We start from the raw sequence: 16,188 nt of genomic DNA, 5'->3' as shown, positions 1-16,188 counted from the left end.
AAGACTGGATGATGACAAAGAGTACAAAAGATATTACATTGCAAGGTAAACAACTGTCTATAGAGATTATGGATAGCACCCTTAGGGATGGAGAACAGACAAATGGCGTATCATTTCTTCCTCATGAGAAGCTGATGATAGCTCGTATGCTTCTAAGAGACGTCAACGTTGACAGGATTGAAGTTGCATCAGCAAGAGTTTCTGAGGGAGAAAAGAATGCTGTCACAATGATTTGTAATTATGCTAGAAATGCAGGAATGCTGGATAGGGTAGAGGTTCTAGGCTTTGTTGATGGGCATCTTTCCATAGACTGGATAAAAGATTGTGGAGGAAAAGTAATCAATTTATTAGCAAAAGGGTCTTTAAAACATTGCATTCATCAGTTACATAAGTCGCCCAAGGAGCATATTAATGATATAAAAGATGTATTAGCTTATGCGAAAGAACAAGGGATGATAGTCAACTTGTATCTAGAGGATTGGAGTTCTGGAATGAAAGATTCGCCTGATTATGTATTCCAAATGATGGATGAATTGAATGATTCTTGTATAAGACGCTTCCTCCTTCCAGACACGTTAGGACTACTTAATCCTATAAATACTTTAGAGTATTTGCAACAAATGATTAGTAGATATCCACATTCTCATTTTGATTTCCACGCACATAACGATTATGATATGGCAGTCTCAAATTCTCTAGCAGCTGTAATGAGCGGTGTAAAGGGGCTACATGTAACTGTGAATGGGATGGGGGAGCGATGTGGTAATGCCCCTTTGGCAAGTGTTCAAGTGATACTTGCAGACCAACTTCATGTAAAGACAAATATTAATGAAAATCGTTTGAATGAAATTTCACGGCTCGTAGAGGGTTATAGCGGTATTTCTATTGCTCCCAATCAACCGATTGTTGGTGAGAATGTCTTCACGCAGGTAGCTGGTGTACATGCAGATGGAGATAATAAAGACAATCTGTATTGTAACGATCTTGTACCAGAACGATTTGGTAGAAAACGGTCTTATGCTTTAGGAAAGAACAGTGGAAAAGCTAATATTGCCAAGAATTTGGAAGAACTAGGATTAGAGCTTAGTCCTGAACAGACAAGACTTGTAACTAAACGCATTACAGAGTTAGGTGATAAGAAGGAACTCGTAACTCAGGATGATTTACCTTATATAGTATCGGATGTCCTCAGGCATCAAGTACCGGAGAACCGTGTTAAGTTGATTAGTTACATGGTGAGTACCACATATGGTTTAAAGCCTATTGCAAGTGTAAAGGTAGAGATTAATGGTGAGGAATATGAATCAGATGATACGGGTGATGGGCAGTTTGATGCATTTGTAAAAGCGTTACGTAAGATTTACAAGAAAAATATGAGTCGGACATTTCCCATACTTCAGAATTATGCCGTAGGTATTCCTCCTGGAGGACGAACAGATGCTCTTGTACAGACAATCATAACGTGGGAAGACAATGGTCGTACGCTAACAACGAGGGCTGTAGATGCAGATCAAACTGAGGCAGCTATAAAAGCTACTATTAAAATGTTAAACCTGTATGAGGAAGAACAAATAGATAAAAATAAATAATTAAATTCTATCAGATATGAAATTAGACATTGCTATCCTACCTGGAGATGGAATTGGACCAGAGATAATGCAACAAGGTGTAGCCACCCTTGATGCCATAGCCCAAAAGTTTGGACATGAATTCACGTACCATGAGGCAATTTGCGGTGCACATGCCATTGATGAAGTGGGGGATCCTTTCCCTGAAAAAACATTCAAGACTTGTATGGATGCTGACGCAGTATTGTTTGCTGCTGTGGGAGATCCACGATTTGATAACGATCCAACTCTTAAAGTACGCCCTGAAACGGGCCTTTTAGCTATGAGAAAGCAGTTGGGATTATTTGCTAACGTACGTCCTGTGGCAACTTTTGACTGCCTATTGCATAAATCACCTCTAAAAGAAGAACTGTTGAAAGGTGCTGATTTTATTGTTATTCGAGAATTAACAGGAGGCATGTATTTTGGAGAGAAATATCAGGATAATGAGAAAGCCTATGATACAGACATCTATTATCGTAATGAAATTGAAAGGATTTTAAAGATTGCTTTTGAATATGCACAGAAGCGAAACAAGCATCTGACTGTTGTTGATAAGGCAAATGTCCTTGCAAGTTCTCGTTTATGGCGTCAAATAGCAAAGGAAATGGAACCTGTATATTCTGATGTAACCACAGATTATATGTTTATAGATAACTGTGCGATGCGCGTATTGACAGAACCAACCTTTTTTGATGTTATTGTGACAGAAAATACATTCGGCGATATTTTAACAGATGAAACTTCGTGTATTACTGGCTCTATGGGGCTGCAACCATCTTCAAGCATTGGAGAATATACACCATTATTTGAACCTGTACACGGATCTTGGCCACAAGCTGCAGGTAAAAATCTTGCTAATCCTGTTGCTCAGATATTATCAGCGGCAATGCTACTTGAGCATTTTGAGTTAGAAGATGAAGGCAGAATAATCCGAGAAGCTGTAGAAGCAAGTTTACAGGCAAATGTACGCACACCAGAGATTCAAGCCGAGGGTGGCAAGCATTACGGTACAAAGGAAGTTGGCAATTGGATTGTTAACTATATAAAAGAATCCAATTAAGGTTATTTCTAAAAGTAAATAGTCTATACTTTATAATTAAGGTATAGAAGGATATGATAGGATATTGAGTATTTTACATGTGGGAAGTAGAGAATTCTTACAAAATATGAAGTATGGATGTTCACAAAAATAGAAGGTTAAGTTATTTTCTTATTTTTATTCTTCACAATATCAGATAGTTATGAGTAAGCAGCCAAAAGGGCATCTTTTACATTGTAAAAGATGCCCTTTTATCAAGTAAAAGGTGCTCTTTCACTCTGTAAAAGGGCATCTTTCAGAATCTAATAGATACTTTCTTAAAATAGCAATGACTTTTATCTTACATTAAAAGACATTTTAGATTAGTTCATTCCCATTGTTTTAGTTCTAGTTCATTTGATTGAAAAGTTGAACGAAGACCTTTTTAGCAAAAGTATTTTATATAGTATGATGTTATAAATGATAGCTTAACCTTTCTCTTAATATCAATATTCAGACTCCTTATAGTCAATTTATGTGGAGCTAATAATATATGTTTGAAATATAATTAATATATTATTTATAATCAACATTATGATAAATATAAAGATTTATAATGTCCTCTTATAATTCATATCTCTTGAGGATAAGAAAAAGAGGCAAAGGAATTATTGCTCCTTTGCCTCTTTCTGTCTATACTAATTATGCCTTCTAAAATTAAAAACGATATCCAAGAGTAAGTAATAACTGACTTCTATCATTTTTTACTTTAGAGCCTGTTGCAATATTTGATTCTGTAACTGTTGTTGTACCTGTTGCTGGATTAGTGGATGTTATAGTCACACCTCTAATATTAGAGAACGGATAGAAATCACCGCTTTGTGCACTATATTGGTAAGCTAAATCAATATTAAATTTCCTGAATTGGTATCCTAAACCTAATGTAAAACGATTTGTCGCTTTCCAATCTGTGTAATCTGTTGCTGAAGCATAAGACGTTCCTAAAGAGGAAATACCTGGATCTTTCTGACCATCACTTGAATACATTGGGCTTACATAATTATATCCCAAACGTACAGCAAGATTAGTTACTGGCTTATACTCAACGCCAAGTTTAAGGGTACTAACAGCTTTCAACACTTGACGAGTATGGTCATTCATATATTTATCGGGGCTTGAAGACTCATAATATTCACCATAGTAGTAATCATAATAACCACCATCATTGATTCTGCTGTTTATATTACTATAATCTTCGTATTCATATGTTAGCCCTAAAGCAATGTGGCTACCGATTGTATGTCCGAGCGATAGACCAAATCTCCATGGAGTCCATATCTTGTAGTCATAAGAATTTGATATACTTTTTTCTTTTTTAGTTGTTCCATTACGGTATGTAAGCGTAGTTATGTTTGAAGTCGTCAAATCATACCATGTTGGTGTCTTTATATATGCGCCAATCCTAAAGGGAGACTCTGCAACAGGCCGAACAATGACACCTGCAGTAACATCGAACCCAGATCCTGTAATCTTTCTATTGTCGCTGACAATAGCTCCTGCCCCATTCGTAAATGTCTCTGTATACTCACTATATGCATTGTAATGAACATCTTTCAGACCAAACGTAATACCAAGGTATACCCTATCGTTCAGATTTCCACTTACATTGAAATCATAATTGCCAATATATCCTGTATGAGAACGGTTAAAATCATAGGAAGAAGCTGGTTCGTAGTTGTAAGAACTTGCTGTAGGACTTCCTGGAATAAGGGTATTCCAATAGAGATAGTCTATTTGACTCCAAGTATATGCTACAGGTTTACTCGTTGCATTTATATATCCAATGTTCTCCCCATTAGTATTTTTGTCAATATAAAAACCGCCTTTACCCTCATCACCAAGTGCTCCTTTCAGATAAGACTGCTTATTTTGAGAACTACCGTTTAGTGAGTTCGCAGCATTGAGTATATAATCAAAGTTCTTTCCCTTATGGTAATTAAAACCAAAGTTTAGAAAAGACTTCTGTCCTGTGCGAGTAGAATATACTCCACCTATCTGATCAAAACTTGGATTAGTCTTATTGCCGTTAGCAAAATCTTTTCCATTAGTCTGCATAACTAAACCACCACTTAGACTGATATTGCTATGACGAAAAAGTCCTAAGCCTGCAGGGTTAGTTCCAATAGTTGAAATATCCGCACCTAAAGCTTCCATAGCTCCACCCATACCAACATAACGTGCGGTTCCGTTTAGATCTTCTCCAGCTAATTTAGCATTCTCGTATGTCTCTTGAGCATTAACAGATAATGCTGTGAACAAAGATACGGCAAAGAATATATATTTACTCTTCATAATACGATAATCATTATTAAATTATATTTTTATTTTGTATTATCTATGACCTCCAAAACCACTGCGTGAAGCCCCGAAACTGCTACCTCCAGCGCGAGACCCTCCAAAGTTTCCTCCTCCGAAACTACCTCTAGTTGTTTCACCAAATGAACTTCTTGATGGTTGTGAGAAAGAATTGTCTGGGCGCGAGTAAACCTGACGTGATTGATTATTATAATCGCTTTGTCTTGCACCTCCAAACTGACTTTGATACGTGTCCATACTCCTATCATATTGGTTTTGGCCTATATTATTACGGGGAGTCGAATAACCTGGCTGACCATAGTCATTATATGCTCTTGACCTTGACTGATTCCCAAAACTTCTTGGAGCGTTGCCCCAGTGGTTAGCAGTGCCAGTATGACCATTATGAGAGTAATATACTCTCCTATATCCATAGTAAGGATAACCCCAAGCATAGTAACTATCCCAAGGACTATACCATCCATATCTTGCATATCCATAATAATATGGATAGCCATAATATGGATATCTGCCATAATAACTATAATATGGATATCCACCATAATATCCATAATAGAATGGATCGTCATACCATGGATCATACCAGGTACTATAACCATAATATGGTGAATGCCATCCCCATCCTAAATAAAAAGAAGAGCGACCTGCAAGCCAAGGATCATAGTATCCACCCCAAAATCCATCAAAACGACTCAAACGTCTACTGTATGCAAAATCGTCATTATACCCTTCATATTTGCGAGTAAAGCCACTATAAATAGTGTCTAAAACAACAGAATCGCCATGCTGTGTAGATACTTTTGACATAAAAATATCATTTCCTAAAGAATCAACACCTATTTTTTTATATGTATATTGCCCACGACGATTATATTCTTCATCTGTTTTACCAATACCACTATAATAATCTGAACGCTCAGCCTCTATTTTAGCTTGCTGATAGGCAGATTGTTCAGCCTTTGAAGGGGTAAAATAAAGATCATCTTGCGCCTGTGATAATAGTGGCAAGGCACTAAATAAGACCGAAAATAATATTGCTTTTCTCATAACATATATACTTTATTACTTTTTGTTCCTTATATCTCAAGTATCGTATATTTACGTTTTCTATAATGCAAAAATAAAATAACTTATACTGCAAATGTACGGAAATTCCCTAATCCATGATAGGTTTTTCCCTAATTTTTATAAATTTGCAACAGTTTTTTTAAGTAAGATGAAATATATACAAGTCACATTTACCGTAGCCCCTGATACCCAGGATGTAAGAGACATTCTTGTTGCATTGGCTGGTTGTAATGGTTTTGAATCATTCACAGAAGAAGACAATGAACTTATTGGGTATTGTCAAGAGAGTGTATTTAATCTACATTCTTTAAAAAAAATACTAGATGAATTTCCTATTCCAAATATACAGATAACATATTCAATCAATAAAATTGAAGATAAAAATTGGAATGAAGAATGGGAGAAAAATGGGTTTAATCCTATTGTTATTGATAATCGTTGTGCTGTAATATGTAAAAATACAATGGAGAGTCAATCTGTGCAAACTTTAATAGCTAAAATTCCTATGAAGGTTATCATAGATGCACAGCAATCTTTCGGAACAGGTACGCATGAAACAACACAAATGATAGTATCTTTATTGCTCAATCAAGATATGCAAGGTAAAAGAGTTCTTGATTGTGGGTGTGGTACTGGTATTCTGGGCATTGTTGCTGCCAAATGTGGAGCACAAGATATCGTATGTTATGATATTGATGACTGGAGTGTCCGTAATACAAAGCATAACGCAGAGTTAAATAATGTGAAGTTAGACATACTTGAAGGGGATAAAAACGTCTTGTCACATGTAAATGGTATTTTTGATTTAGTATTAGCTAATATTAATCGCAACATAATTCTTGAAGATTTAGAAACCTTTTATAGTGTTATGTCGGATGATGCAAAGATTATTTTAAGTGGATTTTATGAACAAGATACTGAAGTTATTCTTCAACAGGCGATAAGGCTTGGACTGAAGGAGAGTCAGCAGCTATTGAATCAAAAATGGTGCTGCTTACTCCTTGAGAAGGCATAACTTCTTGGATGAGTAACTGTTGTAAATCGTAAAAGCTCCCGTTATAAATGTCCAAATCAACATAGCCATTTATGCCAGGTAGCCTTCCAGCATCAGTATGTTGCCAGAATTTCCAATCACCTTTATATTCCATTTTATCAACATAATAATGTGCTATCCAATAAGGATAATCGTCAAAACGGGAATCTGATAAATAGAGGTCCTTGAATTTATAATAAGTATATATGATAGGTTTGACATGATATTTATCTTCAACAATATGAAGCCACGTGAGGATATTCTGCTGAAATTCTTCTGTGGATATATTCTGAGGTTTATTTTCAATATCAAGTACAGGGGGGAGATCTCCTGGTTCTAAGTGAACCATGGCCAAGAAATAATAAGCTTGTCTACGTGCGGTCGAGTTATTGCTCCAAAAGTGATATGCACCACGTATAAATCCTGCTTCTTTAGCATTAGAGAAGTTTTCTCTAAAGTTTGTGTCTATATGGTTTCCTCCCTCAGTTGACTTAATAATAATAAAACGGATAGGGGAACGCTCTATCATGGCATTCCTTAGTCTATTCCAATTTATAGATCCCTGATATCTACTTACGTCGATGCCATGAATGGTATACCCTGCTGGGTAATCAGGATCACCATATATAGCACGCCATCTAAAACCTGTAGGAGATACAAAAAGGTTATAAAATAAAATACTATATATAGAACAAATAAACAGAACTATCCCCCATTTTACCCAATTCGGTAATTGAAAACAAAGCCTAAGGCATGAGTAAAAATAATTGGAGCTAGGCATGAATCTTTTATGCTTACCTTATGATTTATTCTATATATAAAGGAGGAGAAATAGAAAGAATCCTCTCACTATTCCTCCTCATGTCTTTTTTGTTTTATTTCTGCTGTTCTAACTCGAGAGTTTTAGTTGTTTGGTCACACACAGAAGAAGGCCCCCAATACTGAATAGGACCAGGATAGACATAGCAAGTCTCTTTTGCCCATTTTTCACGTTGAGTTGAAAAAGATTTAAATGGAGCACCATCAAGCTCAACAAGTGCTTTGCGAATAACTGGTTTCATTTCTCCGTTACGTCTCTCCATGTTCATCATCATGGTGATTGGCACTCCCCCAGCCTTCCATTGATCTGTACCTGCGGTGGTGTTTTTAACTATTGCCATATAACCAGTTTTGCCATTAGCAATCAATTGAGCTGCTGATGAACCAAGGGCGTAGCAGTAGTCTGCATCGAAGTTAGAAGGAGCCGCACAACGACCTTCGTATCCGAAGAAGTGATGCTGAGCTGCAAATTTGCCTTTATACTTATCTTCCTTCTTCCATTGATCTAATTTAGTAGCGACCATTTCAGAAATAAGCTTCTCTGTCTCAATGAGAGAAACCTGTACATTTCCATGAGGATCACGATCAAGAGAAAGCTGACGAGCAACACCTTCTGGAAGAGTTTCGAAAGTAGCCTTGTTCTCTGTTGACAGATGTTCGAGGATGTACTTACGCTGAGCATCCTTATCAAGATTCATGTAATCAGCTCCATGAGCAGCCAATAAATCATTTAATTCTTGGATAAGACGACCGATAGCAGGGATAAATTCTATAAGGCCTTCAGGGATTAGAACAACACCGAAGTTATTACCCTCTGCAGCTCGATAAGCAACAATATCAGCAATATATTCAACGATATCATTCAATGTCTGATCCTTGGCTTGAATTTCCTCAGAGATAAGACAGATATTTGGCTGGGTCTGTAAGGCACATTCAAGCGCAATATGAGAAGCAGAACGACCCATCAATTTGACAAAATGCCAGTATTTTCGAGCAGAATTACAATCGCGCTCAATATTACCAATCAGCTCTGAGTAAGTTTTAGTTGCAGTATCGAAACCGAAAGAAGTTTCTATCTGATCATTCTTTAAGTCACCATCAATAGTTTTAGGACAACCTATTACCTGTATACCATAGTTCTTTGCAGCATAATACTCGGCCAAAACACATGCATTTGTGTTAGAGTCATCACCACCAATAATAACAATAGCCTTTATATTGAGTTTTTTGATAATTTCAAGGCCCTTCTCAAATTGGTCTTCTTTCTCTAACTTAGTTCGACCAGATCCAATCATATCAAACCCACCCGTATTACGGTAAGCTTGGAGATTCTCTTCTGTAATCTCAATATAATTATGATCGACAAGACCACCTGGCCCCATAAGGAAACCATAAAGCTTATTTTCTGGATTCAACTTCTTAATTTCATCAAAAAGACCTGAAATGACATTGTGTCCTCCAGGTGCTTGACCACCAGAGAGGATTACACCGACATTCATGTTTGCATTGTTGGCTGAATCTGCTGGCTCAAACTCAACAAGAGGCATCCCATAAGTATTAGGAAATAGTTTCTTAATATCTTCCTGATTGTCAACACTCTGTGTAGGAGCACCTTCTTTTACCTTTACCGCACCCTGAAGAGCTTTAGGCAGCTTTGGCTGATAATTTGCTCTTTCTTTCTGTAATGCACTTATTTCCATTGTTTAATTAAATGATTAAATATAAAGATTTACTTTAAAACTATCTACTATATACGCTTTGCAAAATTACCTTTTTAATCCCATATTAGAAAATAAAAGATCTAAAATTAATTTTTTAACTCTATTTTCACTGAAGAAATACTTGCTTTTCTTTTTTTTTATTTATCTTTGAGCAATAATTAAGTATAATATAGATATTTGGGATTAAGATGAATAGCAAAAGAAAATTAAAACGTACCATTAACTACGTTTGTAGTGATTTGTTCGCAGAAGGTATCGCAACCTCCCTCTATAGCGACATACATGATTCTAGTAATATAGAGGTTCTTTTAACATCTATTCTAGTAATACATAATAATTATATTAGAAGAGTATCGCATATAGAGCCTGGTATGTCAGCTAAAGTATACTTTAAAGACCTAAAAGAGAAGTTTACTAAAGAGATAAACGAAATAACAGATCAACTTAACAACATTTCTTAATGTTACAGACATTATCTAAATTCTTGCTTTATAAATGTATGGGGTGGAAGAAGGATGTTAGGTTTAAATTACCTAAAAAGGCTATAATTTGTCTTGCACCTCATACAAGTAACTGGGATTTCTTTATAGGTCAATTATATGCAGAGGCGGAAGGATTGCGAGGAAATTTTCTTATGAAGAAAGAGTGGTTTATAGGACCTTTAGGTATTTTTTTTCGCAAACTTGGAGGCATCCCTGTATATCGAGACAAGCATACAAGTATGACAGATAGATTGGCTGAGATGGCAAAAGAGGTCGATAAGTTTCAGCTTTGTATTACTCCAGAAGGTACGAGAAGCCTAAACTCGAATTGGAAAATGGGATTTTATTATATAGCGAAAAAAGCTAATTTACCGATTTTTTTATATGGATTAGATTATGATAGGAAGCTTATTGCCTGTACAAAATTTATTAATCCTTCTGGTGACATTGATACAGATATACAAGATATAAAGTCATACTTTAAAGATTTTAAAGGTAAATACCCAGAATTATTTACTGTAGGAGAAATAGGCTAATCAATGAAAAAGATATTTTTGTGTACACTCTTTATAATATTAGTTTTACAAGCTTATGCACAAGCTGGTAAAATGACATGGGAGAAAACAAATTATCAAGATGCTCCCTGGGTATTTAATGCATCTCGTCCAAACCAAATTTCAGAAGGATTACAGAATAGACACCTCTCTGTTTGGTCTTCGCATGGTAGATATTATGATGGAAATAAAGGCGTTTGGAAATGGCAACGTCCAGTTTTATTCGGTACGACAGAGGACCTTTATACTCAGACTATAGTTCTTCCCTACCTCATCCCTATGCTTGAAAATGCTGGAGCTATAGTTTTTAGTCCACGTGAAAGAGATTGGCAAAGAAAAGAGATTATAGTTGATAATGATGGCCATAGTAATGACTATAAAGAGGAAAGTTTAAAGAAGAAATGGAAAAACACCTCAGCTCAAGGGTTTTCTTTTCATCTGGGAAATTATAATGATGGGGAAAATCCTTTCACATCGGGCACTGCTCGGCAAGTAAAAGCTAGGACAAAAGATACAAAAATTAGTTCTGTTATTTATCAGCCAACAATACCAGAAAATGGGAAATATGCTGTTTATGTGAGCTACCAAACACAAAAGAAGAGTGTTGTAGATGCTGAATATATTGTTTTTCATAAAGGACAAGAGACTCATTTTCGTGTGAACCAACGTATGGGAGGTGGTACTTGGGTCTATCTTGGAACATTCGAATTTGATAAGGGTAATAGTATCAATAACTCCGTGGTATTAACGAATCATAGTTCTCATAAAGGGATAGTTACTACAGATGCTGTTCGATTTGGAGGAGGAATGGGAAATATATCACGTGGTGGTTCTGTTAGTGGCTTATCTCGTTCGTTAGAAGGGGCAAGATATTTTGCACAATGGGTAGGAGCCCCTTGGAACGTTGTAAGTAAAAGCAATGGCGCTAATGACTATAATGATGATATAAACTCACGTTCTTTGATGACAAACTGGCTAGCTGGAGGTTCTTGCTATGTACCTAACGTAAATGACGGTAAAAATGTCCCAATTGAGTTAGCATTAGCTGTTCATAGCGATGCTGGTGTAAAGCTTGATGGGAGTTTTGTAGGAACACTGGGGATATGTACAACACAACAAGGAACTAGAAGTTTAGGAGATGGACTATCTAGGCAAGTGTCTAAAGCTCTTGCACAACAGCTTGTTTCCAATGTAAAGAAGGACTTAGATAAGGCATTTGAGATAAATTGGGTGACTCGATCTGTGTGGGATCGTAATTATAGTGAAACCCGTTTGCCAGAAGTACCTTCTGCTATAATAGAAACGCTCTCTCATCAAAATTTCCCTGATATTAAGTTGGGGCAAGATCCAAATTTTAAATTCACAATAGCACGCTCTATTTATAAGACTATATTAAAGTATGAAGCTAATATGCACCATACTAAATATACAGTACAACCGTTAGCACCTGATAATTTCAGAATTGAATTTATTACTCCAAAAAGAATACGCTTGCAATGGAAAGCAACTTATGATACGGAAGAGCCTACTTCGATCCCAACTTCGTATAATATTTATACTTCAAAAGGAAGAGGTGGATTTGACAATGGAGTAAATATTACTAACTCATATTATGAGATAGATCTTACTCCTGGACTTATATATAATTTTAAGGTTACAGCTTGCAATCGCGGTGGTGAAAGCTTTCCAACAGAGGTCCTCTCTGCAGTGTGCCGTGATGGTGCAACACAGACAATTCTTGTAGTAAATGGTTTTCATCGTTTATCTTCTCCTGCTATTATTAATTCTGACACAGAGCAAGGCTTTGATATCGAAGCTGATCCGGGCCTAACTTATGGGCCTACAGCTGGCTGGAGTGGTAGGCAAGCAAACTTTGATAAATCAATGATAGGTAAGGAAGGAATAAATGCACTTGGTTATGGCGGAGAAGAATTAGTTGGGAAGATTATTGCCGGTAATGATTTTAATTATGTAAAGGAGCATATTGAAGCTTTATATCATGCAGGTAAATACAACATCGTAAGTTGTTGTAGTAAGGCAGTAGAGGATGGTGAGGTTAATCTTGTTAGATATACATTAGTAGATTTACTCTTAGGTAATGAGAAAGATGATGGTCATAGCTTGTATTACTACAAATCTTTTAAGCCTGCACTACGCCAACAAATAGCTAATTATCTTAATAAAAATGGAAAGTTATTTGTCAGTGGCTCTTATTTAGCTTCAGATATGCAAAGTGATGAAGAAAGAGTATGGATTCAAAATAACCTAAAAATTGCATATGATGGCAGTAATGTTGATAATTATAATTCCTTTGTTAGTGGTATGGGTATGAGTTTCGACGTGTTTCGTACAATCAATGAACAGCATTATGGCTCATATTCTCCAGATAATATTGTACCTGTCAACAATGCTTTTAGTGTATTGAATTATGCAGATGGGCATAGTGCAGCTGTAGCCTATAAGGGACTTGATAATTGTGTCTTTACAATGTCATTCCCATTTGAATGTATAAAGGATGTGGCTGCACGCAATAGTATTATAAAGGGTATTATTGCTTATATGACGAACAAATAGAATATTAGGGCACTGCCTCTTATAACAAAATAGTAAAAATCTATGTATAAAATTAAAGCAAATGCTTCTGGTACACGAACTATAGTAGTAACGGAGAAACATCTTGAGACAATTCAAAAATATTCTCTCTTCTCTGGACTAGTTGATTCCAACGGGATAGTAGATGAAGACATCGTTAACAAGCTAAGATTCAATATTAGAGGCCTGTTAGAGTCTGAACCTGGTAAAGATAAAGATTTACTAGATTTATGTCTAGATGTAATTTATAATCAGAATATGAAAGCAATTGGATTAGATAATCTGGTAACACTATATAAGGAATGGTCTGTGAGGCAATTACCTTCTCAAGAAGTAAATAACACCCCTGTCACTGAGTAGTCATAACAAAGAAAATTGAAAAACTCTAAACAAGATAGAATAGCCATTGTTGCACAAAAGAAAGGATATAAAAAAATAGATGTTCATCAGTCAATGTCAGTTCATTCTAAATATAAATTGACAGATTTCCTTCCGACAACAAAAAAAGAAGTAGAACTAAGAGGGTGGGATCAGCTTGATATCATTCTTTTTAGCGGAGATGCATACATTGACCACCCTGCTTTTGGGGCAGCTGTTATAGGTAGAACACTTGAGGCTGCTGGTTATAAGGTTGCGATAGTACCTCAACCAGATTGGCATGGAGATTTCCGAGACTTTAAGAAGCTCGGACGACCACGACTATATTTTGGTATAGCACCTGGCGCAATGGATTCGATGGTGAACAAATACACAGCTAACCGCCGTTTACGCTCAGAAGATGCCTATTCACCTGACGGAAGACATGACTTGCGCCCAGAATATCCAAGCATAGTCTACTCTAATATTCTCAGACAACTTTATCCTGATACCCCTATTGTCTTAGGTGGAATTGAGGCATCTTTGCGTCGTCTTACACACTATGACTATTGGAAAGACCGTCTCCGCAAGTGTATTCTTTGCGATGCACATGCTGACATGATTATCTATGGTATGGGCGAGAAACAAGTTATTAGCATTGCACAGAAGTTAGAGAATGGTGCTCACATCAAAGACTTGAAGCATATCCCACAGACTGTTTACCTCTGTAAGGAGGATGATATTCCTGGTGGAATTAAAGAGGATGACATCATACTTCATTCGCATGAAGCATGTCTTCATAATAAGAAATATCAAGCGGAAAACTTCAAGCATATAGAAGAAGAGTCTAACAAGAAACACGCACAACGTATTCTGCAGTCTGTCGACAACGTTTATGCTGTCGTCAATCCGCCATATCCGACGATGTCAACAGCAGAGGTAGATGCAGCTTACGACCTCCCATACACACGTGAACCACACCCAAAGTATCGTGGTAAGACAATCCCAGCATACGAGATGATTAAGCACAGTGTGAACATTCATCGAGGATGCTTTGGTGGTTGTTCGTTCTGTACCATTTCTGCACATCAAGGCAAGTTTATTAGCTGTCGTTCAAAAGAGAGTATATTGAAGGAGGTAAAGCAAGTAATACAGATGCCCGACTTCAAAGGTTACCTCTCCGATCTCGGTGGTCCATCAGCGAATATGTATGGTATGGCGGGCAAAAACCAGAAGGCGTGTGAGCACTGCAAACGTCCAAGCTGTGTCAATCCAGAGATTTGTCCTAATCTCGAAACCGACCACACCAAACTACTTGAAATCTATCATGCAGTAGACGAACTACCAGAAATCAAGAAGAGCTTTATTGGTTCAGGTGTACGCTACGACTTACTACTTCATAAGAGTAAGGACGAGAAGAGTAATGAAGCGGCCAAACAATATACACGCGAGCTGATAACACGCCATGTCAGCGGCCGTCTGAAGGTTGCACCAGAGCATACCTCTGACCGGGTACTGCACCTTATGCGCAAACCTTCTTTTCAACAGTTTTATGCATTCAAAAAGATTTTCGACCGCATAAATCGTGAGGAGAATATGCGACAACAGATAATTCCTTACTTCATTTCCTCTCACCCTGGATGTCAAGAAGAGGATATGGCCGAGTTAGCAGTACTGACGAAGGACCTCGACTTCCACCTCGAGCAGGTGCAAGACTTCACCCCTACTCCAATGACTGTTTCTACAGAGGCATGGTACACGGGCTATGATCCATATACACTTGAGCCAATTTTTTCTGCAAAGACACCAAAGGAAAAGCTTGCTCAACGCCAGTTCTTCTTTTGGTATAAGCCTGAAGCACGTCATGACATTGAACGAGAACTTCATCGTATTGGGCGCAGTGACCTGATAGCCAAGCTCTATGATAAACCATCAAAACAGCATCCACGTGCTGTTTACGACCCTAAGGCAATTGGAAGTACACCTGACGTCTCTAACAAGAAACGTAAAGGACGTGAAGAAAAGCCAACGGATAATCGCAGAAAATCTGCAAAACAAAATGATAAGCGTCATAAGAGTTTCAATCCGAATTTCTCAAGTAACCATCGTCGCAGACAAAAATAAAACAGTCAAAAAGGAGTTATGACACATAAGTCATATCTCCTTTTCTACTTAGTGATAGTTACGATTTAACCTACCAAGCAAATACTATTTAGCATATATCAATCAAAAAAAACGACAGTAAAAAGCACTGTGGTAGAGTATATATTAAAATGAAATATCATGAAGAAAAATCAACAAAGATAAGTTTTCGTCTCACTCAGCAACAAGATTCTACATATCCATAACTAGCTAATATACAAGTGGATATGAACAACAAAAGAAAAGATGCTTAGTTAGACTCTAAAAGGGCGCCAGTTAGACCGTAGAAGAGCGTCTTTTACAAGTCAATTAGGCCTTGATTAGAAGTCAATATAGCATGTCTTATTTTTCCACTTGTTTTTTTATTACAAAACAAAGGGTTGAGTGAAGAATTGAAAGACAACGAGTAACTCTTT

At 36.9% G+C, this 16,188-nt stretch carries 12 protein-coding genes; 8 read left to right on the top strand and 4 right to left on the bottom strand.

The genetic code is table 11. The annotated features are described in order from the left end of the window. Positions 1 to 8: 8 nt before the first annotated feature. Positions 9 to 1,589 carry an alpha-isopropylmalate synthase regulatory domain-containing protein gene (locus ACZ48L_RS01415; RefSeq protein ID WP_464721995.1) on the top strand — a complete coding sequence of 527 codons (1,581 nt, stop codon included), beginning with the start codon at positions 9 to 11 and terminating at the stop codon, positions 1,587 to 1,589. 16 nt (positions 1,590 to 1,605) lie between these two features. Further along, complete coding sequence (gene leuB, locus ACZ48L_RS01410) at positions 1,606 to 2,670, top strand: 3-isopropylmalate dehydrogenase (protein WP_025790483.1); 1,065 nt, start codon at positions 1,606 to 1,608, stop codon at positions 2,668 to 2,670. 675 nt (positions 2,671 to 3,345) lie between these two features. Here leuB and ACZ48L_RS01405 read toward each other — a convergent pair. Together ACZ48L_RS01405 and ACZ48L_RS01400 are read right to left on the bottom strand one after the other, a co-directional pair. Further along, the gene (locus ACZ48L_RS01405) at positions 3,346 to 4,980 is read right to left on the bottom strand and encodes a hemin receptor (protein WP_025790484.1); all 1,635 of its coding nucleotides are present in this window, start codon (positions 4,978 to 4,980) and stop codon (positions 3,346 to 3,348) included. Positions 4,981 to 5,019: 39 nt separating this feature from the next. Next, positions 5,020 to 6,051 (bottom strand): hypothetical protein, encoded by a 1,032-nt coding sequence (locus tag ACZ48L_RS01400; RefSeq protein WP_025790486.1) that lies wholly within the window; start codon positions 6,049 to 6,051, stop codon positions 5,020 to 5,022. A gap of 169 nt (positions 6,052 to 6,220) precedes the next feature. On the opposite strand from ACZ48L_RS01400, the gene prmA reads away from it, so the two are divergent. Further along, a complete protein-coding gene (prmA, locus tag ACZ48L_RS01395; protein ID WP_025790488.1) occupies positions 6,221 to 7,087 on the top strand; it encodes a 50S ribosomal protein L11 methyltransferase in 867 nt (288 codons plus the stop codon). Here the strand turns inward: prmA and ACZ48L_RS01390 are convergent. Both ACZ48L_RS01390 and ACZ48L_RS01385 read right to left on the bottom strand, forming a co-directional pair. After that, positions 6,996 to 7,886, bottom strand: coding sequence for a glycoside hydrolase family 25 protein (locus ACZ48L_RS01390; RefSeq protein ID WP_081767839.1), 891 nt, complete (start codon positions 7,884 to 7,886; stop codon positions 6,996 to 6,998). The two genes, prmA and ACZ48L_RS01390, sit on opposite strands and share 92 nt — an antisense overlap. 94 nt (positions 7,887 to 7,980) lie before the next feature. After that, positions 7,981 to 9,624: a diphosphate--fructose-6-phosphate 1-phosphotransferase gene (locus ACZ48L_RS01385; RefSeq protein ID WP_025790489.1), complete on the bottom strand. Its 1,644-nt coding sequence runs from the start codon at positions 9,622 to 9,624 to the stop codon at positions 7,981 to 7,983. 209 nt (positions 9,625 to 9,833) lie between these two features. Here ACZ48L_RS01385 and ACZ48L_RS01380 point away from each other — a divergent pair, with 209 nt between their 5' ends. The 5 genes from ACZ48L_RS01380 to ACZ48L_RS01360 all read left to right on the top strand — a co-directional run bounded on the left by ACZ48L_RS01380 (position 9,834) and on the right by ACZ48L_RS01360 (position 15,754). Next, a complete protein-coding gene (locus ACZ48L_RS01380) occupies positions 9,834 to 10,106 on the top strand; it encodes a hypothetical protein (protein WP_025790491.1) in 273 nt (90 codons plus the stop codon). Beyond that, positions 10,106 to 10,663: a 1-acyl-sn-glycerol-3-phosphate acyltransferase gene (locus ACZ48L_RS01375; protein ID WP_219449576.1), complete on the top strand. Its 558-nt coding sequence runs from the start codon at positions 10,106 to 10,108 to the stop codon at positions 10,661 to 10,663. Before ACZ48L_RS01380 ends, ACZ48L_RS01375 begins: the two co-directional genes overlap by 1 nt. 3 nt (positions 10,664 to 10,666) lie before the next feature. Then, on the top strand, positions 10,667 to 13,255 hold the full coding sequence (locus ACZ48L_RS01370; RefSeq protein ID WP_025790493.1) for a golvesin C-terminal-like domain-containing protein: 2,589 nt from the start codon (positions 10,667 to 10,669) through the stop codon (positions 13,253 to 13,255). 42 nt (positions 13,256 to 13,297) lie between these two features. Then, entirely contained in the window at positions 13,298 to 13,633 is a 336-nt protein-coding gene (locus tag ACZ48L_RS01365) for a hypothetical protein (protein WP_008822436.1), read from the top strand. A 93-nt stretch (positions 13,634 to 13,726) separates the two neighbouring features. Beyond that, complete coding sequence (locus ACZ48L_RS01360; protein WP_314696044.1) at positions 13,727 to 15,754, top strand: YgiQ family radical SAM protein; 2,028 nt, start codon at positions 13,727 to 13,729, stop codon at positions 15,752 to 15,754. Positions 15,755 to 16,188 lie beyond the last annotated feature (434 nt).

The organism is Prevotella histicola, from assembly GCF_055385135.1.
Note: the sequence above shows the minus strand (reverse complement) of the source record. Positions and strands in the feature narration are given on the sequence as shown.